Consider the following 24,646-nt stretch of genomic DNA (forward strand, 5'->3'; position numbering starts at 1 on the left):
ATGTGTCAAACTACGATGGCCATCGTACAATGGAGCTCCCGAGAGACGAGGAGCCGCCGTGACGACCGCGACCAGCGCAACGCCGGGCCGCACGCTGGATCATCCGGCGCGCGATCAGATCCGCCTCGAGGACGTGCTGCACGCGCTCGCGGACCCCATGCGGATGCGCGTCGTCCGCGAGCTGGCGGACGCCGAGGGCGAGCTCTCCTGCTCGGTCTTCGACCTGCCCGTCAGCAAGTCGACGACCACGCACCACTTCCGGGTGCTGCGCGAGAACGGGGTGATCAGGCAGGTCTACCAGGGGACGGCCAAGATGAACGGACTGCGCAGGGCCGACCTCGACGCGCTCTTCCCCGGCCTGCTCGACAGTGTCCTCGAGGCGGCCACCCGCCAGGCGGCCCGCCTCGGCGAGAACGAAGAACCGAGAAGGCAGAACTGAGTACCGAGGACTGAGTACCGAGTACTGAGAACTGAGGACTGAGGACGGAGAACTGAGAACTGCGGCCTGGGAACTCTGGACTGAGGGCTGAAGGGCCTCAGTCCTCGGCGTCCGCCGCGGCCAGCAGCCCCGCCCAGTCCGGGATCTTCACGACCGTACGGCCCAGCGACTGCCCCAGTGCCGCCTCCGCCGCCTCGATGGCCTGCCAGCCCGACCACTCCACCGGCTCCTGGCCCAGCCGCCGCAGCGCCTCCCGCGGATCCTCCGGAATCTGCCGCTCCGCCAGCGCCGCCGCATCGGCGAGCACGGCGGCCGCGGTCTGCTTCGCGCACGGCCGGTTGCTGCCGATCACCCCGGTCGGACCGCGCTTGATCCACCCGGCGACGTACTCGCCGGGCGAGGGCGCGCCGTCCCGCAGCACGCGTCCCTCCGCGTTCGGCACCGTCCCGCGCTCCGCGTCGAACGGCAGCCCGGGCAGCGGCACGCCCCGGTAGCCGACGGACCGCAGCACCAGCCCGGCGTCGATCTCCTCGTACTCGCCGGTCCCCGTCACCCCGCCGCGCCCGTCCGGCGCGGTGCGCTCGAACCGTACGCTCGCCACACGGTCGCCTCCCGGCCCCGCGAGCACGGCCACAGGGCGCAAGAAGAAGCGCAGATGGATGCGGCGCGTCCGGCCGAGGGGCGCCGCCCGCCGCTCCTCGGACTGGGCCGCCCAGCCCCGCAGCACCTCCACATTGCGCCGGTTCACCGCAGGAAGCCCCGAGGGATCGTGGAACGCCGGGTCGAGCGCCAGCTCCTCCGGCCGCACCACGACCTCCGCGCCCGCCAGGGCCCCGAGCTCCCGGAGCTCCTTGGTGGTGAACTTCGCCTGCGAGGGGCCGCGCCGCCCCACCATGTGCACCTCCTGGACACCGCTGTCCGCGAGCGCGCCGAGCGCCGCATGCGGCATGTCGGTCGGTGCCAGCTCCTCCGCTCCGCGCGCCAGGATCCGGGTCACGTCCACCGCCACGTTCCCCACCCCGATCACGACCGCCGAGCGGGCATCGAGCAGGAAGCCGTCCGCCGCGGCGTCCGGATGGGCGCTGTACCAGGCGACGAACTCGGTGGCCGAGTAGCTGCCCGGCAGGTTCTCGCCGGGCACGCCGAGGTGCCGGTCGGTCGCTGCGCCCACGCAGTAGACCACCGCGTGGTACAGCTCGCGCAGCCGCTCCGGGCCGAGACCGCCCTCGCCGACGCGCACATTGCCCAGGAAGCTGATGCCCGGGTGCTCCAGGACGGCGCGGAGGTTGTTCTGCAGCGACTTGATCTTCTCGTGGTCGGGCGCGACGCCGTAGCGCACGAGGCCGTACGGGCAGGGCAGCCGGTCGAGCACGTGCACGTGCACGTCCGGTACGGCCTGCTGCTCGACGAGCGACTGGGCGGTGTACACCCCGCTCGGTCCTGAACCGACGACGGCGACGCGAAGCACAGTGGCTCCTTTCCCGCAGAGTGTCTCCAGCATCGCACCGGTGCGGGCCCGGCGGGAGGTGCCCTGCCGCCGAGCCCTAGGACATCCCCCGCATGCGGTTGATCTCACTCGTCTGCTGTGCGATGACGTCGTTCGCCATCTCCTCGATGCGGATGTTGTCGCCGTCCGACAGCACCTCCGTGGCCATGCTCACCGCTCCCTGGTGATGGGTGATCATCAGCTTCAGGAAGAGCTCGTCGAAGGCGCCGCCCCGCGCCGCGCGGAGCTCGGCGAGCTGCTCGTCCGAGGCCATGCCGGGCATCGCCCCGTGGTCGTGCCCCGCGTGCTTCCCGGCCCCGCCGTGCTGCTTCAGCCAGCTCTCCATGGCCTTGGCCTCCGGACCCTGGGCCGCCGATATGCGATCGGCGAGCCGCTTCACCTTCTCCGTTCCCGCCCGCTCCGCGACGAGGGAAGTCATCGTCAACGCCTGCTTGTGGTGCAGGATCATCCGCTGCGCATAGGCGAAGTCGGCCGAGTTGGGGGTGTCGTCGCCGACGGCCTTCTCCGCCTCCTCCGGGGACAGCGTCTTCGCGGCCTCACCCGGCTTGCCCGGCGCCACCACTGACGGGCGGTCATCGCCCTGCGCGGCGGAGGCCTCCGTACCCGACTCGCAGGCGCCCAGGGCCAGTACGGCCGCGGCAGCTGCCGCAGCGGCGGTCAGCGCGCGGACGCGCGGTCTCGTACGGAAGTGATCCACAGCGACCTCCTGAGAAGTGCGGACCGGTCGGGCACTGTCGTAGCACGTCAGTGACCACAGATGATCGAAGTCCTTTATTACATGTTCACTGCCATCTGTTGTTGTGTACATGGGAGCAGCGATACTGCCGGGGTCCAAGAACCGTTCAACTCCGAACGGATACAAGGGAGGACGCAGTGACGTCGTTGCACAACCCACGCGCGCGGCGCAGACGCCTCGGCGTGGCGGCGGCCGCCTTCGGCCTGCTCGCCTCGTTCCTGGCGTCGACCCCTGCGGTCGCGACACCCGACCCAGGTGACGCGCCCACCAGGGAGCGAGTGAGCAAGACCGAGGCGGCCGACACCAGGGCCGCCATCGAGGACGGCGAGATACCCGCCGTGGACGAGGTCGTCACGAGCGACAACGTTTCCCACCTCGCCAACATCCCCAAGGACACGCTCCCGGGGACCAATTCCGACCTGGCGTTCCAGGGCAGGTACGCCTTCGCCGGCAACTACGACGGCTTCCGGATCTTCGACATCAGCAACCCCAGGGCCCCGAAGACGGTGAGCCAGGTGCTGTGTCCGGGATCGCAGAACGACATCACGGTCTCCGGCGACCTGCTCTTCCTCTCCACGGACTCCTCGCGAAGCGACAACTCCTGCAACAGCACCACGCAGCCCGCGACCGAGAAGTCCTCCTGGGAGGGCATGAAGATCTTCGACATCAGCGACAAGCGGAACCCCAAGTACGTCGCCGCTGTCGAGACCGCCTGCGGCTCGCACACCCACACGCTGGTGCCCGAGCGCCGCAACGTCTACATCTACGTCTCCTCGTACTCACCGAGTGAGACCTTCCCCGACTGCCAGCCGCCGCACGACGGCATCTCGGTCATCAAGGTGCCCCGGTACGCGCCCGAGAAGTCCGCGGTCGTGAACTTCCCGGTCCTCTTCCCGGACGGCGGCAACCCGGGTGCGCCCACCAACCCGGGCGTCTCCAAGACCACCGGCTGCCATGACATCACCGTGCTGCCTTCGAAGGACCTGGCCGCCGGTGCCTGCATGGGTGACGGCATTCTCTTCGACATCGAGGACCCGGCGCACCCGAAGGTCATCGACCGGGTGCAGGACAACGTCAACTTCGCCTTCTGGCACTCGGCCACCTTCAACCAGCGTGCCAACAAGGTCGTGTTCACCGATGAGCTCGGCGGTGGCGGGGCGGCGACGTGCAACGCCGCGATCGGCCCGAACCGCGGCGCCGACGGCATCTACGACATCACCGGCCAGGGGGACGAGCGCAAGCTCGTCTTCCGCAGCTACTACAAGATCCCGCGCTACCAGGCCGACACCGAGAACTGCGTCGCCCACAACGGCTCGCTGATCCCGGTGAAGGGCCGCGACATCATGGTCCAGGCGTGGTACCAGGGCGGCGTGTCCATCTGGGAGTTCACCGACTCGTCGGAGCCGAAGGAGATCGGCTACTTCGAGCGCGGCCCGATCTCCTCGGACACGCTGGTCGGCGGCGGATCGTGGTCGGCGTACTACTACAACGGCTACATCTACTCGAACGACATCGCCAAGGGCTTCGACGTCGTGCGGATCGACGACCGGCGGACCGACGGAGCCACGTGGGTCCGGCTCAAGGAGCTCAACGTCCAGACGCAGCCCGACTACCGCTGATCGGCCTGCTTCACCACGCGTACCTGCTTCACCGCGCGTACCGGCGTCCCGCCGGGCGGCTCTTCGCCCGGCGGGACGCCGAGCTCCCAGGGCAGCCCGTACCGCTGGAACAGCTCGGCGCGCAGCCGCGCCTGGGGCATCGGGGCGCCCGGGATGAGCAGCGCGAACACGGCGCCCATCAGCAGCGCGCGCAGCATGGGGTAGTCGGCGTCGGGGTCGGTCGAGCCGTAGCGGGCCACGGTGTCCTTCAGCAGCGAGGCGAGCCGCTGCTGCTCGGGGCCCTGGACGAAACCATCCGCGGTGAGGATGCCCGCCATGTGCGTGCGCATCAGCGTGGGCTGGTCGCGGGCGATACCCAGGATGGCGTCGATCGCGCGCGCCAGCCGCTCCTGCCCGTCGTCGGTTCGCGGCTCGCACTCCAGCGCGGCCTCCAGCGTCAGGTGCATGAGCCGGTGCACGGCCGCCTGCAGCAGCTGCCGCTTCCCCGGGAAGTAGTACGACACCAGGCCGCGGGCCGAGCCCGCCCGGTCGGCGATGTCACCGAGCGTCGTCGCCTCGTATCCGCGTTCCCCGACCAGGTCGACTGTCGCCTGCAGCAGCCGCTCGCGGGAACGTCGGCGCAACTCTTCATTGACCGATGCGCTGCGCGGGGACATTCTGTAACTCCTGCGTTGACTGGCTCAGAGCCAATATACTCAGCGGGTCTTCGGAGGCGGCCCTCATCAGGGGCCTGCTTTCCGGAGGTGCCGCCGCCTCGGGCGACGCGGGGGATCGTCCGAGGCGGCGGTCTCCCTGCCGGTACCGAGCGACATCGTTGTCAGACTAGCCCTGCTCATCCCCGCTCCCAGCTCCCAGGTCCAGCACCGGCCGCAGGGCGGCAGGCCGGACCCTGCCTGCTCGAGCGGAACAGCGTCCCGGAGAAGTCGAACAGCACGTTCTTGATCACCATGTCCGTGATCCTCTCCACGTCACCCCCGGCCCGACAAGGGCACATCGCGCCCCGGCCTGGCCGGTCCCCACCGGGTGCACGCGGCCGCCGCCAGCGCGGCGAGGGCCACCCCGAACAGCCAGCCCCCGAGCACGTCGGAAGGCCAGTGCACCCCCAGATACAGCCGTGTGAAGCCCACGCCGACGACCGAGGCCACCGCCACGGCCGCGGCGGCCCGCAGCCACCACCCCCGCAGCCCTGCGCGGAGCCCGAGCCACAGCAGCAGCGAGCAGGCCAGGGCCGCCGTCATCGCGTGGCCGGAGGGGAAGGCCGCGTAGTGGGCGGTGTCGACCGGGTCGGGCCATCGTGGGCGCTGCCGCCCGACCGCCGCTTTGAGGCCGTTCTGCACTCCGGTGGCGACCACGGCCGTCACCGCGACCCACGCGGCCGTCACCCAGTCGCCGCCCCACAGCAGGAGCAGCGCCGCCAGCGCGAGCAGAGCGCGCATCGTCCACGGATCCCACACCCAGTCCGTCAGCACCTCGTTCGCCCCGACCCAGCCGGGGTGGCCGACGGCCGAGCCGTGCAGGCCGTCGGCGACATCCCGGTCCCAGGTCAGCAGCGGTTGCCACGGGACGGCGACGAGCACCAGCACGAAGATTCCCAGCAGGCCGCAGACCGCCGCCGTCCACAGACAGCGGGCCGGTGAGCGCGGTGGTGGCGCATCCATGCGGAGATCCTCGCCGACTGCTGCGGCGGGTGCCCGTCCTAGCACGCGCGGCCCCTTCCCCGTACCGCTACCGCAGCACGCTGAGCGCGGGCACCAGGGCGACCAGCAGCGGCACCACGGGGACGCACGCCGCCGCGGCCGTCAGCTGCAGCCTGCGGGCCGGGGTGAGGCGGGGCGCCGCGGTCAGCAGCCGGTCCACCCGTCGCGGGACCTCGGCGTGCGGCGCGGGGCAGGGGCCGAACACCCCGCGGTCCTCGTTGAGTTCGACCAGGGCCAGCGCGATCGTCAGCCGCCCGAAGCGGCGCGAGGCCACGTCGTCCGCTGCCAGCTCGACGAGCCGGTGCATCTCATCGCGGAACGCCGCGAACACCGGCACCTGCGGAAACCCGGTCGCGAGCGCCGACGAGCAGTGCAGCAGCCAGTCGTGGCGGGCCCGCGCATGGCCCTGCTCGTGCGCCAGTACGGCGTCCAGCTGGCGACGGCCCAGACGCCGCAGCGCCGCGGTCGTGATGACCAGCCGGGGCGCCGGGCCCGGCAACCACCAGGCGCCCGGCCGCTCGCCCTCCAGGACGACGAGCCGGCCCTCGGTCTCCACCTCGCCGGGCAGCCGGGGGGAGCGCACCAGCAGCTCCGAGCGCTGCCGTCTGCGCTGGGCGCGCGCCGCCCGCACCTCGCGGGTGAGCATCGCCGCGGTCCACGCGGCCCCGCAGGCGAGTACGGCGGCCACCGTCCCGGCCCACGGGCCGTAGCCCTGCAGCGCGTACGCCTCGACGACGCCGCGTGGTGCGGGCGCGAACACATGCCCCCGTACGGCCTCCCAGGCCGCGGCCGCGCTCAGCGCCATCGCCAGCGCACAGCACAGCAGCACTGCCGCCACCGCGCACTGCCATACCCACAGGGCCAGCACGGGTTCACGGTCCGCCCACTCGGCGCGCGCCAGCAGGCGGGGGGCAACGGCCGCGGCGAGCCCGCCGAGGACGAGCAGCGCGAGCGGGAGCATCATGCCCGCCAGCCTACGAGCGGGTGGCTACCGGCAGGTATGGGCTCGACGGCGAAGTGACGCAGACCACGGAATCCGTAGGGCCTGGGCGGAGGCGCAGGTCCGGCGCGGGCGGTTCAGACGGTCAGGAGCGCGGGCGTTCAGGCGGTCGGGAACGCGGCCTGTCACGCGCTCGGGAGCGCTGCCGTTCAGACGGTCAGGAGCATGGCGAACATGCCCATGCCCATCGACACCCGGCACGCCGTCGCCAGCTCCGGGCGGTGGACCCAGCCCGGGCCCGCGGCGGCAGGTGCGGCAGGGGACACCGGGGACGGCGCCGCGGCGAGCGGCACGATCCCGACGCCCGTGCGCAGTACGTACACCGCGAAGTACGCGAGCAGAAGCCCCGTCAACACGGTTGCTCCAGCCGCCGGTTGAGCGGCCACCCCCTCCGCGTGATCCGCGTGTGCCGGCGCGAGCGCCATGTGGACCATCGCCAGCGAGCCCACGGCGTGGTGCAGATGATGGCGGTCACCGCGGGCGAGCAGCAGGGCGTGCAGCGCGGCCGCGGCGAACACGGCGGCGAACACCGGCGCGGCCCACGGCTGCGGCTTCAGTGTGGCGGCCGGTACCGCCATCGCCGCCATGCCGAGCCCCATGAGCGCCTCGCCGCCCGCGCCGCGCCGCTGCTCCCGGCCGCCCCCGCGCACCCGCATCCGCAGCAGGCAGAGCGCGCCCGCCGCGCCGCACAGCGCGACCGTCAGCCAGCCCACCAGCGGCGGTCCGTGCACAGCGCACCTCCCGGTACGGGACGGGTTCCGCCGGGAGGCTGCCCGCGCCGGCCGCCGGGCACGGGAGCGCACAGGTGCACATCAGGGAGCGCGTCGACGCCCCGGTGAGCCCCGCCCCGCCCCCGCAGCTGCCCGCGCGGCACTCCTCCTGTCACCGGTCAGGGGCGGTAGCGCATCGGGTGGTCCTCCGGGACTTCGACGACCGCGATCCGCACCCCGTCCGGGTCGGCGATCCACATCTCGACCAGCCCCCACGGCTCCTTGACCGGCGGGCGCAGGATCTCCACCCCGCGCTCCGCCAGTTCCTCGTGCGCGGCCGCCGCGTCCGCGACCTGCAGCCACAGCTGGAGTCCGGGGGCCGGCGGCACCTCGGAGCGCCCCGACACCTCGAGGAAGCCGCCGCCGAGGAAGTACACCGTCCCGCGCTCGGGCCCTGTCCCGAACTCGCGGAAGACGGCGAGTCCCAGCGCCTTCCCGTAGAAGGCCCGGGACCGTTCCGGATCGGTGGGCCGCAGAAGAACCCGGCTGCTCAATACGTGCACCATGACCGGGACCCTATGCAGTGGTGCACGCGATAAACCCGTACGACGGGGCTTGTTAGCCTCATGGTCCGCACGCAGCCGCTGCCCTGCGCAGCCGTACGAGAGGAGCCCGTGCGCCATGGACACCGCCCCGCCGCCCCCCGCCGCCGTCGAACCGATCTTCAGGGACGCCACCGACGCCGACATCCCGGCCCTCGTCGCGCTCATCGAGTCGGCGTACCGGGGCGACGCGAGCCGTACGGGGTGGACCACGGAGGCGGACATCCTCGACGGGCAGCGGACCGACCCCGCGGGGGTCGCCGCCGTGGTGAAGAGCCCGGACAGCCGGATGCTCGTCGTCGAGCAGGGCGGCGAGCTCGTCGCCTGCTGCCAGCTCGAACACCGCGGTGAGCACGCGTACTTCGGGATGTTCGCGGTGCGCCCCGAGCTGCAGGGCGCCGGGCTCGGCAAAGTGATCATCGCGGAGGCGGAGCGGACCGTGCGCGAGGGATGGGGGACGCGCGAGATGCACATGACGGTGATCTCGGCCCGCGAGGACCTCATCGCCTGGTACGAGCGCCGCGGCTACCGCCGTACCGGGCAGATGAGCCCGTTCCCGTACGGCGACGAGCGCTTCGGCATCCCGCGCCGCGACGACCTGCAGTTCGAGCTGCTGGTGAAGGAGCTCGCCTGACGGGGGAGGGCCAGGGGAGGGCCAGGAGGCGCGGCGGCCGTCCGGCGCGTCCGCGCCGGACGGCGACGCCTAGGCCGTGAAGCGGCAGGTGCGCTTGATCTCGGGGAAGTCGGTGGTCGCGCCGTCCAGGCCCAGGGCGCGGACCAGCCGCAGGTGATCCTGGGTGTTGACGACCCAGCCGACGACCTTCAGCCCGGCCGCGCGGGCCTGCTCCACGACCTCCAGGGTGAGCCGCCGGATGTTCAGGACGAGCATGCCCGCGCCCACCGCGACCGCGCGGTCGACGACATCCGTGCCGTACCGGCTCGCGACCAGGGCGGTACGCACCCCCGGCAGCAGCCGGTGGATCTCGGCGAGCGCCGCGTCGTGGAAGGAGATCACCTCGACCCGGTCCACCAGGTCGCGGCGGATCATGACCTCGGCCAGCGCGCGTGCCGCGGCGACGTCCTTGATCTCCGCCTGAAGCGGCGCCTTCACCGCGTCGAGGACCTCCTCGAACACCGGGACGCGCTCTCCGTCGCCCGCGTCCAGCTCGCGCAGCTCCGCGAGCGTGAAGTCGGCGATCGGTCCCGTGCCGTTGGTGGTCCGGTCCACTTCGGCGTCGTGCATCACCACGAGCGCGCCGTCCTTGCTGAGGTGGAGATCCAGCTCGATGACGTCCAGGCCCTCGTGGTCGGCGCGGACGAACGACCGAAGGGTGTTCTCCGGCTCGACGCCCATCAGTCCGCGGTGTCCGATGGTGAGAAATGTCAAGGATGTCTCCGTTCGGTGCGGGTCGACCGGCGGTGCCGCAGCCTAACGGCTCACACCGTTCCGCGGACCATGCCGCGCCAGAATCTCCCTGGCAGGAAAAAGGCCGGTGAAGGCGGGGGTGGGCAGGATAATTTTCGGCAACCCCGCTTGAGCGGGAGATCCTCGTATGGATACGGTGTCTTAACGCGAGGTTCTCCCGTGGAGGGTGAGTTATGACGGAAATTCTTGCGCAGGACCGCAGGGGCGGTGACGCCGGCTCCGCGGAGCGCGTGATCGACCACCCGGCCTGGCCTGCCCTCAAGGATGCCGTGGAGGAGATCCGGCCCTGGCAGTCCAAGGACGGTTCGATCGACTTCGGCGCCGAAGGCGCCCCCACCCGCGCCACGGTGGAGCTCGCCCTCGGTCGCGTCATATCCGCCGTCGAGGAGCTCTCCCCGCTGCTGTCGCACGACGCGGCCTATCACCGGGCGCTCGTCGCCGACCTGCGCCGCTGGGCCGACGGCGGCTTCGAGGTGCCCGACTTCCTCGACTCGCTGCTCGCCTTCCAGCCGGCGCAGGCGCGCGCCGACGGCCTCCAGCACCTCGTCGTCTTCCCGATGTACACCCAGAACGGCAACCCGGACCGTAACCTCGAGGCCGTGGTGCTGCGCGTCGTCTGGCCCGACTGGCTCGCCGAGCTGGAGCGCACCCGCTTCGACAACCCGCTCTTCCTCGGCATCACCTTCGAGGACTTCACCAGCGGCTACGACACCAACTCCGCGGTGCTCTTCCCGGAGACCATCGCCGTCCGCGAGGCCCCCGAGCGCTTCACCTGGGGCGCCATCTTCTGCGACCGCGAGGCCGCCCGCTTCCGCAAGGTCACCGAGGCGGCCGTGGACATCCTGCGCCTGGGCCTGCCCGAGGACGTCCGCGCGATGATCGGCGACCAGGCCCGCTGCCAGCAGGCATTCGTCCTCTGGGACATGATCCACGACCGCACCCACAGCCACGGCGACCTGCCGTTCGACCCCTTCATGATCAAGCAGCGCCAGCCGTTCTGGATGTACGGCCTGGAGGAGCTGCGCTGCGACCTCACCGCCTTCAAGGAGGCCGTGAAGCTGGAGGCCGAGGGGGTCGCGCAGGCCCGGGACGTGCAGTACGCGGTGATCTTCGACCGGATGTTCCGCTTCCCGGTCACCGGCGAGCGGGTCCGCAACTACGACGGCCTCGGCGGGCAGCTGCTCTTCGCCTACTTGCACCAGCACGACGTCGTACGCTGGACGGACAACACCCTGCACATCGACTGGGACCGCGCCCCGCAGGTCACCAACCAGCTCTGCGCCGAGATCGAGAAGCTGTACCGCGACGGCATCGACCGCCCCAAACTGGTCCACTGGTTCGCCGCGTACGAACTCGTCTCGGCCTACCTCGCCCCGCACCCGGGTTCCACCTGGGCCAAGGGCCCCGACGCGCTCGACCTGACGCAGCCGCCGCGCAAGCTCGTGGACGACGTGCTTCCGGACGAGTTTCCGCTCAGCATGTTCTACGAGGCGCTCGCCAAGAAGCTCAAGGGTGTGATCGCCTCCACCAAGGGCATCACTGCTCGGAGTGCCAGGAGCGCCGAGTCGATGAGCGCGGCGAAAGACGCATCAGTGGAGCCGACGCTTGCGGCGGGGGCCGCGTGAGCGAGGCCGGAGAGGCGGCGAGCATGACGAGCAACGGTACGGGGTCCCTCGACGGCGCGGTGATCGCGGTGGCCGGTGCGGCAGGGCCCGCGGGACGCGCGGCGCTGCTGCGCCTCGCGGAGGCGGGCGCGACCGTCGTCGCCTGCGACGCCGACCCCGCGCGGCTCGCCGAGGCCGTCGACGCGGCGCGCTACGCCCACGGCGGCGCTACTGTCACCGGCGAGACCGTCGACCTGCTCGACCTCGACGCGACCCGCCAGTGGGCGGACCGCACCGAGAAGGAGTTCGGCCGGGTCGACGGCCTGGTTCACCTCGTCGGCGGCTGGCGCGGCAGCAAGACTTTCGCCGACGCCCCGCTCGCCGACTGGGACCACCTGCACAACCTGCTGATCAGGACCGTGCAGCACACCTCGCTCGCCTTCCACGACGCCCTGCGGCGCGGCGGCCGCGGACGCTACGTCCTGATCAGCGCGGCCGGGGCCAGCAAGCCCACGGCCGGCAACGCCGCGTACGCCGCGGCCAAGGCCGCCGCCGAGGCCTGGACCCTCGCGCTCGCCGACGCCTTCAAGAAGGAGGGGGGCGAGAAGGGCCCGCAGGCGGCTGCTGCGATCCTGGTGGTGAAGGCGCTGGTGCACGACGCGATGCGCGCCGAGCGACCCAACGCGAAGTTCGCGGGCTTCACGGACGTCAAGGACCTGGCCGAGGCCATCGCCGGCGTCTGGGACCGGCCCGCCGAGGAAGTGAACGGACACCGCCTGTGGCTGACCCCGCAACCGTGACCACCGACGCCAAGCGGCGCCATGATCCCGAGCTGCGCGGTTTTGCCAGCGACAACTACGCGGGTGCGCACCCCGAGATACTGGCGGCGCTTGCGCTGGCCAACGGCGGTCACCAGATCTCGTACGGCGAGGACGAGTACACGCAAGCTCTGCAGCGCGTCATACGCAGCCACTTCGGGCAGACCGCGCAGGCGTTCCCGGTCTTCAACGGGACCGGCGCCAACGTCGTCGCACTGCAGTCGGTCACCGACCGTTGGGGCGCGGTGATCTGCGCCGACAGTGCGCACATCCACGTCGACGAGTGCGGGGCGCCCGAGCGCGTCGGCGGGCTCAAGCTGCTCCCCGTGCCGACGCCGGACGGCAAGCTCACGCCCGAGCTGATCGACCGGGAGGCGTACGGCTGGGACGACGAGCACCGTGCCATGCCGCAGGTCGTCTCGATCGCCCAGAGCACCGAGCTGGGCACCGTCTACACCCCCGACGAGATCCGGGCGATCTGCGAACACGCCCACCAGCGCGGCATGCTGGTGCACCTCGACGGGTCCCGGCTGGCCAACGCCGCGGCGTCGCTCGACCGGCCGATGCGGGCCTTCACCAACGCCGTCGGCGTCGACATCCTCTCCCTCGGCGGCACGAAGAACGGCATGGTGTTCGGTGAGGCCGTGGTCGTCATCAACCGGGACGCACCGCGGGCGATGAAGCATGTGCGCAAGCTCTCCATGCAGCTGCCCTCCAAGATGCGCTTCGTCTCCGTGCAGTTGGAGGCCCTGCTGGCCGGGGATCTGTGGCTCCGCAACGCCCGGCACGCCAACACCATGGCGCGGCGTCTCGCCGACGGCGTGGGCGGCGTGGGCGGCGTGGGCGGCGTGGAGATCGTCCACCCCGTGGAGTCCAACGCGGTCTTCGCGAAGCTGCCGCACGATGTCGCGGAGCGGCTGCAGAAGCGCTTCCGCTTCTACTTCTGGGACGAGGCGGCGGGCCTCGTCCGCTGGATGTGCTCCTTCGACACCACGGAGGCGGACGTGGACTCCTTCACGGCCGCCCTGGTCGAGGAGCTGGGAAGGCAGTAGGCCCGGGCTTCGCATAGGTATGCGCTCGGCCGTAAATCAATTGACCGTGGCCGAACGCCGCCCTACCGTCGTGACATGCAGCTGATCCAGGACACGCCTGATCTGTCCGCCTATCTGGCGGCCGACGAGGTCATCGACCACGAACACCCGCTGGTACGCGAGACGGCGGCCCGGCTGCGGACCGGAGCCCCGGACGCGCCCGCCTACGCCAGGGCCGCCTTCGAGTTCGTACGCGACGCCGTCCCGCACTCCGCCGACGCCGGGGACCCGCGCGTCACCTGGCGCGCCTCCGATGTCCTGCGGCTGCGCACCGGCATCTGCTGCGCCAAGGCCCACGCCCTCGCCGCCCTGCTGCGCGCCGAGTCCATCCCCACCGGACTCTGCTATCAGAGACTCGACATGGTGCACGGGCTCGTGGCGATCAAGCTGCCGGGGCGGGAGAGCTGGGCGCGCCAGGATCCACGCGGCAACAAGCCGGGCGTCGACGCCCAGTTCAGCCTGGACCGCGAGCAACTCGCCTGGCCCGTACGCCCCGGACTCGGCGAGGCCGATTACCCGACCGTCCATGCCGCGCCACACCCGGCCGTCCTGAACGCGCTGCGGCAGGCCACCGACCGGCCGCACCTGTGGCAGCTGCTCCCCACCGCGCTCTGAGCAGTTCAGCGTCGCTCGACGCGGCCGCCGGCCCTCTCGTTGTTGGTCGCTTCGGCCGGGGCCGGGGCCGTGCCGCCGAGGTGGGCCGGGATCCACCACGTGTCGTCCGGGCCCTTCGGGCGTACGGGATAGGCGCGCTGGCAGGCCTCGAGCAGCTCCTGGACCCGGCCCCGCACCCGGTCGGTGACGCTGAGCGCCGTCTCGGCCGGGTCCGCGGCGATCGGCTCGCCGACGCGCATCGTGATGGGGACGTGGTGGCGGCCGAGGTTGCGCGGACGGCCCTTGGTCCACAGCCGCTGGGTGCCCCACAGGGCCATCGGCAACAGCGGAACGCCCGCCTCCTGCGCCATGCGCGCAGCGCCCGACTTGAAGTTCTTCAGCGTGAACGACGGCGAGATGGTCGCCTCCGGGAACACGCCCACGATCTCGCCCGCGCGCAGCGCCTTGACCGCGTGCGCGTACGCGTGCTCGCCCTGCGCCCGGTCCACCGGTATGTGCTTCATCGCCCGCATCAGCGGACCGGAGATCCGGTGCCGGAAGACCGACTCCTTCGCCATGAAGCGCACCAGCCGCTTGGCCGGCCGGGCGGTCAGGCCGCAGAAGACGAAGTCCAGATAGCCGATGTGATTGCTCACCAGAACCGCGCCGCCCCGCTGCGGAACGTGCTCGGTGCCCTGGATGTCGAAGCGCAGGTCGAGCGCCTTGAACATGGTGCGGGCGAGACCGATGACCGGCGGATAGACGAGTTCTGCCATATCGGGGGGCCCTTCTGCGCGGCCTGGGGAGGGTTCTCCCGGCGAAGTTACGCGGCCGTAGGTAGGCCGCTGTGGCCGATCGTGCCTGATCGCACGTCCGTCGGCCAGACACCGCAGGCGCTTGTGCGGGAGATCCTCGTCACGTCGGTGCGCGGACCGGTGCCCCGGTACCGTCCGGCCTGACGCACCATCAACCCACGGCTCGGCGCAGCAAAAGGTACATTTCGCAGCCAAGGCAGTAGCCGAACGCCGCGTTGAGGAAGGCCGCCGCCAGGGCGCACGCGGTGGCCGCCAGGCCCAGCCACTCCGGACCGACGAGGTACCCGATGACGCCGACGACGGCGAAGAAGAGGCCGACGGCCTGGGCGAAGCGCGGCGGCGCCGGGTCCTCGAACTCGGTCGCCGGCCCGAGCTGCGGGCGCACCGCCGTCCGGAACAGCCAGCCGTACGGCGAGCTGCCCACGCCGGCCGCCGCCCCCGCCGCGAAGGCCAGCGCCTGCCACACCAGCAGCCACCCGCTGCCGGTGATGAGGACGGCGGCCAGGACGACCGTCGTCACCGCTGCCGCGAACCTCGGTCCTCGTGCGTCGATGCCCTTGCCCGCGCCCGTACCTGCGCCCGTACCCGTACCCGTGCCCTCGCTCATGGCGCCCAGCATGCCGCAGCGCAGGGGATTTGCCGCCACGGGAATTCTTGCGGTCGCGTGAACGCTGTCCCTGGGCGATGACCGGACTCATGGTGTGCGTGGTGGTGCTCGCGGTGGCGGGCGTCTTCGGTCTGCTGCACACGCGGCGCGGCGGGAGGCTGAAGGTGCGCGGTCGTGACGGCGAGGTGCGGCTCGGTGAGGACCTGCTGGGCGCGGAACTGGGGGAGCGTGCGACGCTCGTGCAGTTCTCCAGCGCCTTCTGCCAGCCGTGCCGGGCCACCCGTCGGATCCTCGCCGACGTCGCCGGAATGGTGGACGGCGTGACCCATGTCGAGGTCGACGCCGAGGCGCATCTGGATCTCGTACGGTCCCTGCACATTCTGCGCACGCCCACCGTGCTCGTGCTCGACGCGGACGGCCGGATCGTCCGCCGCGCTTCGGGTCAGCCGCGCAAGGCCGATGTCATCGCGGCCCTCGGCGAAGCCGTCGGACCGGCGGCGTGAGCGGCATGACCGGTGCGCGTGACCGGGCACGCGGCCGGCCGCGTGATGCATCTCCCATCGGCTTGACCGCACTTGACGTGGAGCTTTGTCGGTCGTCAGGCTGACGGCATGCGGTCGGGAATCCTTCTCTTCTGGCGGGTCCACGTTGACCTGGTCCGGCATGCGAGCGCGCGCTGTCCGGGTCACGACTGAGCAGCAACGTCTCCTCGCTCGGCCCGACCCAGAGAAGGACAACTCCATGACGGCCACGCACGATTTCGTTACGCCCAGGCTCGCCGCGGCACCACCCGCCGCCACCGACCTGCTGCGCTCCGCCTTCCGCCGCCACGCCGCCGGCGTCGCCGTGATCACCGCACACGGCACCCGCCCCGCCGGATTCACCGCGACCTCCCTCACCTCCGTCGCCGCGGAGCCGCCGCTGCTCTCCTTCGGCGTCGGCGCCGGCTCCTCCAGCTGGCCGGTGCTCGCCGACGCCGAGCACATCGGCGTCCACATCCTCGGCGAGCACCAACAGGAGCTGGCCGCCACCTTCGCGCGCAGCGGGGCCGATCGCTTCGCTCCGCCCACCCGATGGCGCACCGGACCGCACGGCGTGCCGGTACTCGACGGCGTACTGGCGTGGCTGGTCTGCCGCGTCGTGGCCCGGATACCCGCGGGGGACCACCGGGTGGTCCTCGGCGAAGTGCTCTTCGGTGACCCGGACGGCGCGGGCCGTCCGCTCCTTTACCACCAGGGGACCTTCGGTGCGCTCCGCGACTGAGGATGCGCAGGGGCAGCCTGCCCGGTTACGGAGCGTTGTCAATGTCACAGTCCAAAGCGCTTGCTTACCGGGGAAACGGCCACTGTACTGACAAGTAATAATTCGGGTCGGAGAGCAGGTCGGAGACAGGGCCGCCCCAACCGGGATCCGCCCCGAAGGGCGCCTATGCTGCCAACACAAGGCAGCTTCGAAATGACGATGCAAGTAGGAGAGCCGGCGTGAGCTTGAGGATCGTTGTCTGTGTGAAGTACGTGCCCGACGCCACCGGCGACCGGCACTTCGCCGAGGACCTGACCACCGACCGCGAAGCGGTCGACGGCCTGCTGTCCGAGCTCGACGAATACGCAGTCGAGCAGGCCCTCCAGATCGCCGATGACGCCGACGACGCGGAGATCACCGTGCTGACCGTCGGCCCGGAGGACGCGCGCGACGCGCTGCGCAAGGCGCTCTCCATGGGTGCGGACAAGGCCGTGCACGTCGAGGACGACGACCTGCACGGCACCGACGCGCTCGGCACCTCGCTCGTGCTCACCAAGGCCATCGAGCACATCGGCTACGACCTGGTGATCTGCGGTATGGCCTCCACCGACGGCACCATGGGCGTCCTCCCGGCGATCCTCGCCGAGCGCCTGGGCGTGCCGCAGGTGACGCTGCTCTCCGAGGTCTCCGTCGAGGACGGCAAGGTCAGCGGCCGCCGTGACGGTGACGCCGCGACCGAGCAGCTCGAGGCGTCGCTCCCGGCCGTCGTGTCCGTGACCGACCTGTCGGGCGAGGCCCGTTACCCGTCCTTCAAGGGCATCATGGCTGCCAAGAAGAAGCCGGTGGAGTCCCTGGACCTGTCGGACCTGGGTCTCGAGGCGGACGAGGTCGGCCTCGAGGGCGCCTGGACCAAGGTGGACGAGGCCGCGCAGCGCCCGGCCCGTACCGCCGGAACGATCGTCAAGGACGAGGGCGAGGGCGGCAAGCAGCTGGCCGAGTTCCTTGCGGGCCAGAAGTTCATCTAAGGCCTGAGCTTCGGCAATCACCTCAACCTCCCCCAGATCCTTCGCAATCGCAGGAGAGCAATCCCATGGCTGAAGTTCTCGTCTACGTCGACCACGTGGACGGCGCCGTCCGCAAGCCGACCCTCGAACTGCTGACGCTGGCCCGCCGGATCGGCGAGCCCGTCGCCGTCCACCTCGGCTCCGGTGCCGACACCGCCGCCCCGACCCTCGCCGAGTACGGCGCGGTGAAGGTCCTCGCCGCCGACGCGCCCGAGTTCACCGACTACCTCGTCGCGCCGAAGGTCGATGCGCTGCAGGCCGCGTACGACGCAGTGTCCCCGGCCGCCGTGCTCGTGCCGTCCTCGCCCGAGGGCAAGGAGATCGCCGCCCGCCTCGCGGTGCGCATCGGCTCCGGCATCATCACCGACGCCGTCGACCTGGAGGCCGGCGACGAGGGCCCGGTGGCCACCCAGTCGGTGTTCGCCGCCGCCTTCACCACCAAGTCCCGCGTCACCAAGGGCACCCCGGTCATCACCGTCAAGCCCAACTCGGCCGCGCCCGAGGCCGCTCAGGCCGCCGGCACCGTCGAGCAGCTCGCCGTGACCTTCGGCGAGAAGTCCACCGGTACCAAGGTCGTCTCCCGGACTCCGCGCGAGTCGACCGGCCGCCCCGAGCTGACCGAGGCCGCGATCGTGGTCTCCGGTGGCCGCGGCCTGAACGGCGCCGAGAACTTCTCGATCATCGAGGAGCTGGCCGACTCCCTCGGTGCGGCCGTCGGTGCCTCCCGCGCCGCCGTCGACGCCGGCTGGTACCCGCACACCCACCAGGTCGGCCAGACCGGTAAGTCCGTCTCGCCGCAGCTCTACCTCGCGGCGGGCATTTCCGGCGCGATCCAGCACCGCGCCGGTATGCAGACCTCGAAGACCATCGTGGCCATCAACAAGGACGCCGAGGCCCCGATCTTCGACCTGGTCGACTACGGCGTGGTCGGCGATCTCTTCCAGGTCGTCCCGCAGCTGACCGAGGAGGTCAAGTCCCGCAAGGGCTGACCCCAGCTGGAGCCGACCCGGTTCCGATCCGGTTCCGACCTGATTCCGGTCAGGTTCCGACCTGGTTCGTGAGGCCCCCGTACGCCGTGCGTGCGGGGGCCTCACGCGTTGCCCAGGAGGTGTTGACCTGCGGCAGAGCCGAAAGATAGCTTCGCTCTACGGATTGTTGATTCCGTAACGCGGAAAACGGAGGGTGTCGAATGGGGCAGCACGAGTCGGTGGCCACCAGCCTCGCGAGCGCGGTGCGCGAGGAGATCGGGGCTTCACTGGCCCGCGTGGACGCGGAACTCGCGCGCCGCTACCCCGGCGACCCGGGCAGCCGCCAGCCCGTGCACACCGTCTACGTCCCCGGTGACGTCTTCGCCGCCGGTACCGTGCGCTCCTGGGGCGACCAGGCCCTCGCCGCGCTCGACGAGCACGCCCCCGACGCCGCCTCCCTCGCCGCCGTCCTCGACCTGAGCGGCGACCTCGCAGGCCCGGTGTACGCGCGCGTGCGCGCCAAGCTCGAGCGCGAGCCCGTCGAGGACCTGCGCATCGACTTCGAGGACGGCTACGGCCCGCGCCCGGACGCCGAGGAGGACGCCGCCGCCGCGCGCGCCGCCCGCCTGGTCGCCGACGCGTACGCCGACGGCACCGCGCCTCCGTACATGGGCATCCGCATGAAGTGCATGGAGGCCGCCGTCCGCGACCGCGGCATCCGCACCCTCGACGTCTTCCTCACCGGCCTGATGGAGGCAGGCGGCCTGCCCGGCGGCCTCGTCCTCACCCTCCCCAAGGTCACCTACGCCGAGCAGGTCACCGCGATGGCCAGGCTCTGCGCGGAGTTCGAGAAGGCCCGCGGCCTGGAGCCGGGCCGGATCGGCTTCGAGATCCAGATCGAGACCACCCAGTCGATCCTCGGCCCCGACGGCCGGGCCACCGTCGCCCGCATGATCGACGCCGCCGGGGGGCGCGCGACCGGGCTGCACTACGGCACGTTCGACTACAGCGCCTCCTGCGGCGTCAGCGCCGCCTACCAGTCCATGGACCACCCGGCCGCCGACCACGCCAAGGCCGTCATGCAGGTCGCGGCCGCGGGCACCGGCGTACGGCTCTCCGACGGCTCCACCAACGTCCTCCCCGTCGGCCCAACTTCGCAGGTCCACGACGCCTGGAGGCTCCACCACCGCCTCGTACGCCGCTCCTTGGCCCGCGCCTATTACCAGGGCTGGGACATGCACCCCGGCCACCTGCCGACCCGGTACGCCGCCGTCTACGCCTTCTACCGCGAGGGACTCGAGCAGGCCGCGGCCCGGCTCGCCGCGTACGTGGGCCGGGCGGGCGGCGACGTCATGGACGAGCCCGCCACCGCCAAGGCCCTCAGCGGCTACCTGCTCCGAGGCATCGACTGCGGAGCCGTCGACGGCGACGAGGTCACGGGGCTCACCGGCCTCCACCGCGCCGATCTCGACCGGCTGGCCGGGCGGCCTGTCACGCCTTAGGGTCTGCACCGCCGTGATGGAGGCGAGGCGGTACGGGCGCCCAGCACGAGGCCGGGACGGCCACGCGTCCAGAGTGTTTCGCCCCGATATGATGCATTCTGTGATCACGCTCGGACGGCTGCGGGGCCGTCGTCCTCCTTACCGTGGCCGGTGGGAAGCTGCCCTGCTGGCACCGATGGTCCTTACCGTCGTCATCGCCGGCCTGGCGTTCTCCACGCCGAGGGAGATCGCCTTCAGCCGCCTCCTACCCGCCGCACCCGCCCTCGCCGCCGCGATGTGGCCCGTGCTCCCCACGATCCTGCTGGGGGCGCTCTGCCTGCTGGTCATGATCGGCCTCAGCTTCGTCTACACCGACCTGGGGACGCCGTACACAGCGGCCGCGATCGTCGCGGTCACCTTGGCGGCCGCATATGCGAGCCATATCCGACTCCAGCGGGAGGAAATGCTCTTCCACGTCCGGCTCGTCGCCGACGCAGCCCAGAAGGTGCTGCTGCGCCCTCTGCCGCCCCGCATCGAGGACGTCGAGATCGAGTCGCTGTATCTGGCGGCCCAAGAGCAAGCCCGGATCGGCGGCGATTTCTATGAGGCGGCTGACACACCGTACGGGGTCCGGCTGCTGATCGGCGACGTACGCGGCAAGGGCCTGTCCGCGGTGGGGGCGGCCTCGGCGGTGATCAGCTGCTTCAGGGAGGCCGCGTACGACGAGCCCGACCTGAGGGGCATCATCCATCGTCTGGAGACCAGCATCACCCGCTACAGCGCTGCGTTCCCCGCCCAGGACTTGCCGGAGCGCTTTGCCACCGCTCTTATCGCCGAGATCCCGCACGGCCGCGGCAACGTCAGACTTCTCAACTGCGGGCACCCCCCGCCGATGCTCGTGCACCGCGGGGAGATCCGCGCCCTGGAGCCCACCACCCCTTCGCCTCCCCTCAACCTTGCGATGCTCATCGGAGACCAGTACTGCGTCGACACCGTCGCGTTCGCCCCGGGCGACCAGCTGCTGCTCTACACCGACGGGGTAACGGAGACCCGGGACCGCACGGGCGAGTTCTTCCCGCTGCCGGACTGGATGCGGCGGCAAGGCCCGGCGCCGCCCGGCGAGCTGCTCGCCCGGCTTCACCGGGACCTGCTCCACTACAGCGGCGGAAGGCTCGACGACGACATCGCGGCCCTCGCGGTGCGGTGCCCGAACACCCGGACCCAGGAGCATCCCGCGTACGGCAACTCCTAGGACGGGCCCCTTCCGCGGCCCAACGGCCGGGGCCGGGACGCCTGGGCCGGGACGCCGGGGCTGGAAGGCCGGGGCTGGAACGCCGGGCTCCACCGGGGCACCGCCATGCGGCTCCAGCGCCGGGGCGCCGCAGCCGAGTCGCGGTGCTCTCGGGGGATGGGTGGCGGAGACACCGAACGAGCCGCCGCGTCCGACACGTAGGCTGTGCCCGGGAATTGGCGAAGCCGAAGGACAGGTCGAGGGACGGGGCAGCGGTGTCGACGGGGGAGCACGGACAGGACGGGGCGGGGCGGCTGCTCGCGGGGCGCTACCGCGTGGTGCGGCAGCTCGGCCGCGGCGGCATGGGCGTGGTCTGCCAGGCCGTCGACGAGGTGCTCGGCCGCGAGGTCGCGATCAAGGAGCTGCGCACCTACAGCGACGCAGGGGCCCGCGAACTCACCGATCTGCGGCTGCGGATGCAGCGCGAGGCCCGCGCGGCGGCCCGTATCAAGCACCCCGGCGTCGTCGCGGTCCACGACATCGCGGAGGACGAGGGGCGTCCGCTCATCGTCATGGAGCTCGTCGACGGCCCCTCGCTCGACGACGTCCTCCAGGAGCGCGGCGTGCTCGACCCCCTCGAGGCCGCCGCGATCGCCGCGAAGGTCATGGACGCACTCGACGCCGCCCACCGCGCGGGCGTCCTGCACCGCGACGTCAAGCCGGGCAATGTGCTGCTGGATCGCAGCGGCAGGGTCGTGCTCACCGACTTCGGCATCGCCACCATGGAGGACCCCGGCGACGGCGCCACGACGCGGCTCACGCAGAGCGGCGACATCGTCGGCTCGCTGGACTACCTGGCCCCGGAGCGTGCGCAGGGGCAGCTCCCCGGGCCCGCGTCCGACGTGTGGTCGCTCGGCGCGACGCTGTACGCGGCCGTGGAGGGCTCGTCGCCGTTCCGTCGTACGTCCACCTGGTCCACGCTCACCGCGATCGTCGTCGAGCCGCTGCCGGAACCGCAGCGCGCCGGGCCCCTTGCGCCGGTCCTGCGCGAGCTCCTGCACAAGGACCCTCAGGCGCGGCCGGACGCGCAGCGCGCCCGTGAACTGCTGGAGGCGGTCGCGGCGGGGAGGCCGTACGACGGTGGCGCCGGGCGTGATGCGGATACGACCGACCTCGGCGGCCCTGTGGCTCCGCGACCGGGGGCGGGCGGGGCCGCGGTGTCCCACGGCCCCGGCTTCGGCCCGGCACCCGGCTTCCCTGCGGAGCCCGGGGCCCCGCAGGGCGGCGCTGTGCCGGGCGAGGCTGCGCAGGGTGGACGCGGGCCGAGCGGGGCTGTGCCGGGCGGAGTTGTGCCGGGAGGACCCGGGCCGGGCGGGGCTGTGCCGTCGGGGCAGGCGATGCCGCCACCCGACGGTGGACCGTTGGTGACCGGCGGTCCGTCGGGGCGCGGCGGGGGCCGGCGCCGTGGCCGTACCGCCGTGGCCGCCGCGGTGGCGACCGTCGTGCTGGCCGGCGCCGGAGTGGCCGCCGCCGTTGTGCTGAACGGCTCGGGGGACTCCGACAAGGTGGCTTCCGGCAGCAGTTCACCCGCCGCCGGGGCCTCGGAGAAGGAACAGGACGACGAGGGCAAGGCCGCGGGCGAGAAGGCCGAGCGTGCGAAGTCCTCGGAGAAGCCGTCGAAGTCGCCGCCCGGTAGCGCGCCGGCGGGCGGCGTGGATGACGGGAAGGGCACCGGCGGCGGCACGACCGGCGGGGGCGACAGCGGTGGCTCCACGTCGACGAGCGGCGGCGGTTCCACCGGCGGCACCAGCACCGGCGGGAGCACCGGCACCAGCACCGGCACCAGCACCGGCGGAGGCGGCGAGGACCCGGCTCCGGCGCCGGTGTGCCACGGCATCGGCGCGGGCAAGTACAACTGCGAGGTCTGGCGTACCGCCAAGTCCTACGACGGAGCGGGCAACGAGGTCGGTCTGCTCAACGCGGGCACCAACTACTTCTACTGCCAGACGCAGGGGCGCAGGGAGACGTACGGCCAGTGGACCAACATCTGGTGGGCGAAGACCGACGACGACAGCGGCAACGCGGGCGTCTTCATCAGCGATGTCTACATCAAGGGCGGGGACAACGACCAGCCCGTCCCCGGCCTGCCGATCTGCTGAGCCACGCATGTCCTGCATGAGCCGCATGTCCCGCACGAGCCCTGTGATCCCTGTGATCCATGTGATCCCTATGAGACGCAAACGCGCGGGACGTTGGACGGATGACGGTGCGTCAGGCCGCGTCCGCGGGCGGTGGCAGTTCACCGGAGCCACGGGGGATCAGCCGGGTCGGCAGCAGGAACCTGGCCGGTTCGTCGGCCCCGCCTTCGAGCCGCCGGAAGAGCTGTTCGGCCGCCATACGCCCCAACTGGGCGGAATCCTGGGCGATGACGGTGACGGCGGGGGAGAGCAGATCGGCCAGCTCGAAGTCGTCGAAGCCCACCAGGGCGACCTGCCGCGGCCACCCATTGAGCACGCGCACGGCCGTGACCGTCACGCGGTTGTTCCCGCAGAAGAGCGCGGTGACCGGCGCCGGCCCGTCGAGCATCGCCAGGGCCGCGGACCGCACCCGCTGCGGCTCCGTGGAGCCGAGCGCCACCCAGGACTCGTCGACCGGCAGCCCGGCCGCGTCCATGGCGGCGCGGTAGCCGCGCAGCCGCTCGGACGCCGTGTGGATGCGCGGCTGGTCGCCGATGAAGCCGATCCTGCGGTGGCCGTGGGCTATGAGGTGAGCGACGCCGTCGCGGGCGCCGGTGAAGCTGTCGGTCAGCACCGCGTCGGCGTCGATCCGGCCTGCCGGGCGGTCCACGAAGACCGTGGCCACGCCCGCCGCGATCTCCGGCTCCAGGTAGCGGTGGTCGTCGCTGGCGGGCACGATCACCAGACCGTCCACCCGGCGGGCGCACAGGGCCAGCACCAGCTCCTGTTCGCGCCCCGCGTCCTCCGCGCTGGAGCCGTGGATCAGCAGGGCGCCGTGGGCCCGCGCGGTCTCCTCCACGGCGCGGCTCATCGGCCCGTAGAACGGGTCGGCGAGGTCCTCGAGGACCAGTCCGATGCTGGCTGTACGGCCCTTGCGCAGCACGCGGGCGCTGTCGTTGCGCCGGAAGCCGAGGGCTTCGATCGACTCCTGCACGCGGCGTACGGTGTCGGGCGTCACGCCTGGCTCGCCGTTCACCACCCGCGACACCGTCTTCAGGCCTACGCCCGCGCGTGCGGCGACGTCCTTCATGGTCGGCCTGGTGCCGTATCGGCGCTTGGTGCGAGGGGCGGTATCGGCCACGGTGGCGGGGTCCTGTTCGTCCATGGGCGGGTGCGCTACGAGCATAGAGCCTGGACAACGTTGTCAAAACCAGTGAG

Annotated in this window: 25 protein-coding genes; 14 read left to right on the forward strand and 11 right to left on the reverse strand. The window is 71.8% G+C overall.

Going from position 1 to position 24,646, the window contains the following annotated elements:
• Positions 1 to 58: 58 nt before the first annotated feature.
• The gene (locus ACTWQC_RS17870) at positions 59 to 439 is read left to right on the forward strand and encodes an ArsR/SmtB family transcription factor (RefSeq protein WP_443316692.1); all 381 of its coding nucleotides are present in this window, start codon (positions 59 to 61) and stop codon (positions 437 to 439) included.
• Between the two features lie 97 nt (positions 440 to 536).
• On the opposite strand, the gene ACTWQC_RS17875 is transcribed toward ACTWQC_RS17870, so the two are convergent.
• Positions 537 to 1,907, reverse strand: a complete 1,371-nt coding sequence (locus ACTWQC_RS17875; RefSeq protein WP_443316693.1) for an FAD-dependent oxidoreductase — start codon at positions 1,905 to 1,907, stop codon at positions 537 to 539.
• Between the two features lie 76 nt (positions 1,908 to 1,983).
• Positions 1,984 to 2,643 (reverse strand): DUF305 domain-containing protein, encoded by a 660-nt coding sequence (locus tag ACTWQC_RS17880; protein ID WP_443316694.1) that lies wholly within the window; start codon positions 2,641 to 2,643, stop codon positions 1,984 to 1,986.
• A 176-nt stretch (positions 2,644 to 2,819) separates the two neighbouring features.
• Here ACTWQC_RS17880 and ACTWQC_RS17885 point away from each other — a divergent pair, with 176 nt between their 5' ends.
• Positions 2,820 to 4,301 (forward strand): LVIVD repeat-containing protein, encoded by a 1,482-nt coding sequence (locus ACTWQC_RS17885; RefSeq protein WP_443316695.1) that lies wholly within the window; start codon positions 2,820 to 2,822, stop codon positions 4,299 to 4,301.
• Here the strand turns inward: ACTWQC_RS17885 and ACTWQC_RS17890 are convergent.
• The 5 genes from ACTWQC_RS17890 to ACTWQC_RS17910 form a co-directional block, all read right to left on the reverse strand.
• Positions 4,292 to 4,957, reverse strand: coding sequence for a TetR/AcrR family transcriptional regulator (locus ACTWQC_RS17890; protein WP_443316696.1), 666 nt, complete (start codon positions 4,955 to 4,957; stop codon positions 4,292 to 4,294). The two genes, ACTWQC_RS17885 and ACTWQC_RS17890, sit on opposite strands and share 10 nt — an antisense overlap.
• A 312-nt stretch (positions 4,958 to 5,269) precedes the next feature.
• Positions 5,270 to 5,959, reverse strand: coding sequence for a phosphatase PAP2 family protein (locus ACTWQC_RS17895; protein ID WP_443316697.1), 690 nt, complete (start codon positions 5,957 to 5,959; stop codon positions 5,270 to 5,272).
• Between the two features lie 67 nt (positions 5,960 to 6,026).
• Positions 6,027 to 6,962 carry a M56 family metallopeptidase gene (locus ACTWQC_RS17900; protein ID WP_443316698.1) on the reverse strand — a complete coding sequence of 312 codons (936 nt, stop codon included), beginning with the start codon at positions 6,960 to 6,962 and terminating at the stop codon, positions 6,027 to 6,029.
• A gap of 185 nt (positions 6,963 to 7,147) precedes the next feature.
• The gene (locus tag ACTWQC_RS17905; protein ID WP_443316699.1) at positions 7,148 to 7,729 is read right to left on the reverse strand and encodes a DUF5134 domain-containing protein; all 582 of its coding nucleotides are present in this window, start codon (positions 7,727 to 7,729) and stop codon (positions 7,148 to 7,150) included.
• A gap of 158 nt (positions 7,730 to 7,887) precedes the next feature.
• The gene (locus tag ACTWQC_RS17910; protein ID WP_443316700.1) at positions 7,888 to 8,274 is read right to left on the reverse strand and encodes a VOC family protein; all 387 of its coding nucleotides are present in this window, start codon (positions 8,272 to 8,274) and stop codon (positions 7,888 to 7,890) included.
• A 115-nt stretch (positions 8,275 to 8,389) separates the two neighbouring features.
• Here ACTWQC_RS17910 and ACTWQC_RS17915 point away from each other — a divergent pair, with 115 nt between their 5' ends.
• The gene (locus ACTWQC_RS17915) at positions 8,390 to 8,944 is read left to right on the forward strand and encodes a GNAT family N-acetyltransferase (RefSeq protein WP_443316701.1); all 555 of its coding nucleotides are present in this window, start codon (positions 8,390 to 8,392) and stop codon (positions 8,942 to 8,944) included.
• 69 nt (positions 8,945 to 9,013) lie between these two features.
• Here ACTWQC_RS17915 and ACTWQC_RS17920 read toward each other — a convergent pair whose 3' ends face one another.
• A complete protein-coding gene (locus tag ACTWQC_RS17920) occupies positions 9,014 to 9,697 on the reverse strand; it encodes a glycerophosphodiester phosphodiesterase (RefSeq protein WP_443316702.1) in 684 nt (227 codons plus the stop codon).
• Positions 9,698 to 9,909: 212 nt separating this feature from the next.
• On the opposite strand from ACTWQC_RS17920, the gene ACTWQC_RS17925 reads away from it, so the two are divergent.
• The 4 genes from ACTWQC_RS17925 (at position 9,910) to ACTWQC_RS17940 (ending at position 13,864) form a co-directional block, all read left to right on the forward strand.
• Positions 9,910 to 11,361 (forward strand): DUF6421 family protein, encoded by a 1,452-nt coding sequence (locus ACTWQC_RS17925; protein ID WP_443316703.1) that lies wholly within the window; start codon positions 9,910 to 9,912, stop codon positions 11,359 to 11,361.
• Between the two features lie 23 nt (positions 11,362 to 11,384).
• Positions 11,385 to 12,140 (forward strand): SDR family NAD(P)-dependent oxidoreductase, encoded by a 756-nt coding sequence (locus ACTWQC_RS17930; RefSeq protein ID WP_443316704.1) that lies wholly within the window; start codon positions 11,385 to 11,387, stop codon positions 12,138 to 12,140.
• The gene (locus ACTWQC_RS17935; protein ID WP_443316705.1) at positions 12,119 to 13,210 is read left to right on the forward strand and encodes a threonine aldolase family protein; all 1,092 of its coding nucleotides are present in this window, start codon (positions 12,119 to 12,121) and stop codon (positions 13,208 to 13,210) included. Before ACTWQC_RS17930 ends, ACTWQC_RS17935 begins: the two co-directional genes overlap by 22 nt.
• Positions 13,211 to 13,285: 75 nt before the next feature.
• The gene (locus ACTWQC_RS17940; RefSeq protein ID WP_443316706.1) at positions 13,286 to 13,864 is read left to right on the forward strand and encodes a transglutaminase domain-containing protein; all 579 of its coding nucleotides are present in this window, start codon (positions 13,286 to 13,288) and stop codon (positions 13,862 to 13,864) included.
• A 5-nt stretch (positions 13,865 to 13,869) separates the two neighbouring features.
• Here ACTWQC_RS17940 and ACTWQC_RS17945 read toward each other — a convergent pair whose 3' ends face one another.
• Together ACTWQC_RS17945 and ACTWQC_RS17950 are read right to left on the reverse strand one after the other, a co-directional pair.
• Positions 13,870 to 14,619 (reverse strand): lysophospholipid acyltransferase family protein, encoded by a 750-nt coding sequence (locus ACTWQC_RS17945; RefSeq protein ID WP_443316707.1) that lies wholly within the window; start codon positions 14,617 to 14,619, stop codon positions 13,870 to 13,872.
• A gap of 190 nt (positions 14,620 to 14,809) precedes the next feature.
• Positions 14,810 to 15,265: a DUF4395 domain-containing protein gene (locus ACTWQC_RS17950; RefSeq protein ID WP_443316708.1), complete on the reverse strand. Its 456-nt coding sequence runs from the start codon at positions 15,263 to 15,265 to the stop codon at positions 14,810 to 14,812.
• Positions 15,266 to 15,342: 77 nt separating this feature from the next.
• Here ACTWQC_RS17950 and ACTWQC_RS17955 point away from each other — a divergent pair, with 77 nt between their 5' ends.
• The 7 genes from ACTWQC_RS17955 (at position 15,343) to ACTWQC_RS17985 (ending at position 23,410) form a co-directional block, all read left to right on the forward strand.
• Positions 15,343 to 15,768, forward strand: coding sequence for a thioredoxin family protein (locus ACTWQC_RS17955; RefSeq protein WP_443316709.1), 426 nt, complete (start codon positions 15,343 to 15,345; stop codon positions 15,766 to 15,768).
• A 238-nt stretch (positions 15,769 to 16,006) separates the two neighbouring features.
• Positions 16,007 to 16,528, forward strand: coding sequence for a flavin reductase family protein (locus ACTWQC_RS17960; RefSeq protein WP_443316710.1), 522 nt, complete (start codon positions 16,007 to 16,009; stop codon positions 16,526 to 16,528).
• A 218-nt stretch (positions 16,529 to 16,746) separates the two neighbouring features.
• Positions 16,747 to 17,532 (forward strand): electron transfer flavoprotein subunit beta/FixA family protein, encoded by a 786-nt coding sequence (locus ACTWQC_RS17965; protein ID WP_443316711.1) that lies wholly within the window; start codon positions 16,747 to 16,749, stop codon positions 17,530 to 17,532.
• Positions 17,533 to 17,597: 65 nt separating this feature from the next.
• Complete coding sequence (locus ACTWQC_RS17970) at positions 17,598 to 18,560, forward strand: electron transfer flavoprotein subunit alpha/FixB family protein (RefSeq protein WP_443316712.1); 963 nt, start codon at positions 17,598 to 17,600, stop codon at positions 18,558 to 18,560.
• Positions 18,561 to 18,760: 200 nt separating this feature from the next.
• Positions 18,761 to 20,041 (forward strand): DUF6986 family protein, encoded by a 1,281-nt coding sequence (locus ACTWQC_RS17975; protein WP_443316713.1) that lies wholly within the window; start codon positions 18,761 to 18,763, stop codon positions 20,039 to 20,041.
• 175 nt (positions 20,042 to 20,216) lie between these two features.
• Complete coding sequence (locus ACTWQC_RS17980; protein ID WP_443316714.1) at positions 20,217 to 21,272, forward strand: PP2C family protein-serine/threonine phosphatase; 1,056 nt, start codon at positions 20,217 to 20,219, stop codon at positions 21,270 to 21,272.
• Between the two features lie 254 nt (positions 21,273 to 21,526).
• Positions 21,527 to 23,410, forward strand: a complete 1,884-nt coding sequence (locus ACTWQC_RS17985) for a protein kinase domain-containing protein (protein WP_443316715.1) — start codon at positions 21,527 to 21,529, stop codon at positions 23,408 to 23,410.
• Positions 23,411 to 23,522: 112 nt separating this feature from the next.
• On the opposite strand, the gene ACTWQC_RS17990 is transcribed toward ACTWQC_RS17985, so the two are convergent.
• On the reverse strand, positions 23,523 to 24,569 hold the full coding sequence (locus tag ACTWQC_RS17990; RefSeq protein ID WP_443316732.1) for a LacI family DNA-binding transcriptional regulator: 1,047 nt from the start codon (positions 24,567 to 24,569) through the stop codon (positions 23,523 to 23,525).
• Positions 24,570 to 24,646 lie beyond the last annotated feature (77 nt).

It is taken from the genome of Streptomyces sp. 8N616, assembly GCF_052246385.1.
Lineage (GTDB): Bacteria > Actinomycetota > Actinomycetes > Streptomycetales > Streptomycetaceae > Streptomyces.

What these genes read in the sequence shown, in the direction of transcription:
- ACTWQC_RS17980 (WP_443316714.1), top strand. Translation starts at nt 20,217, where the DNA reads ATGGTCCTTACCGTCGTCATCGCCGGCCTGGCGTTCTCCACGCCGAGG.
- ACTWQC_RS17930 (WP_443316704.1), top strand. Translation starts at nt 11,385, where the DNA reads ATGACGAGCAACGGTACGGGGTCCCTCGACGGCGCGGTGATCGCGGTG.
- ACTWQC_RS17900 (WP_443316698.1), bottom strand. Translation starts at nt 6,962, where the DNA reads ATGATGCTCCCGCTCGCGCTGCTCGTCCTCGGCGGGCTCGCCGCGGCC.
- ACTWQC_RS17975 (WP_443316713.1), top strand. Translation starts at nt 18,761, where the DNA reads ATGGGGCAGCACGAGTCGGTGGCCACCAGCCTCGCGAGCGCGGTGCGC.
- ACTWQC_RS17890 (WP_443316696.1), bottom strand. Translation starts at nt 4,957, where the DNA reads ATGTCCCCGCGCAGCGCATCGGTCAATGAAGAGTTGCGCCGACGTTCC.
- ACTWQC_RS17955 (WP_443316709.1), top strand. Translation starts at nt 15,343, where the DNA reads ATGACCGGACTCATGGTGTGCGTGGTGGTGCTCGCGGTGGCGGGCGTC.
- ACTWQC_RS17910 (WP_443316700.1), bottom strand. Translation starts at nt 8,274, where the DNA reads ATGGTGCACGTATTGAGCAGCCGGGTTCTTCTGCGGCCCACCGATCCG.
- ACTWQC_RS17940 (WP_443316706.1), top strand. Translation starts at nt 13,286, where the DNA reads ATGCAGCTGATCCAGGACACGCCTGATCTGTCCGCCTATCTGGCGGCC.
- ACTWQC_RS17915 (WP_443316701.1), top strand. Translation starts at nt 8,390, where the DNA reads ATGGACACCGCCCCGCCGCCCCCCGCCGCCGTCGAACCGATCTTCAGG.
- ACTWQC_RS17950 (WP_443316708.1), bottom strand. Translation starts at nt 15,265, where the DNA reads ATGAGCGAGGGCACGGGTACGGGTACGGGCGCAGGTACGGGCGCGGGC.
- ACTWQC_RS17970 (WP_443316712.1), top strand. Translation starts at nt 17,598, where the DNA reads ATGGCTGAAGTTCTCGTCTACGTCGACCACGTGGACGGCGCCGTCCGC.
- ACTWQC_RS17925 (WP_443316703.1), top strand. Translation starts at nt 9,910, where the DNA reads ATGACGGAAATTCTTGCGCAGGACCGCAGGGGCGGTGACGCCGGCTCC.
- ACTWQC_RS17945 (WP_443316707.1), bottom strand. Translation starts at nt 14,619, where the DNA reads ATGGCAGAACTCGTCTATCCGCCGGTCATCGGTCTCGCCCGCACCATG.
- ACTWQC_RS17895 (WP_443316697.1), bottom strand. Translation starts at nt 5,959, where the DNA reads ATGGATGCGCCACCACCGCGCTCACCGGCCCGCTGTCTGTGGACGGCG.
- ACTWQC_RS17960 (WP_443316710.1), top strand. Translation starts at nt 16,007, where the DNA reads ATGACGGCCACGCACGATTTCGTTACGCCCAGGCTCGCCGCGGCACCA.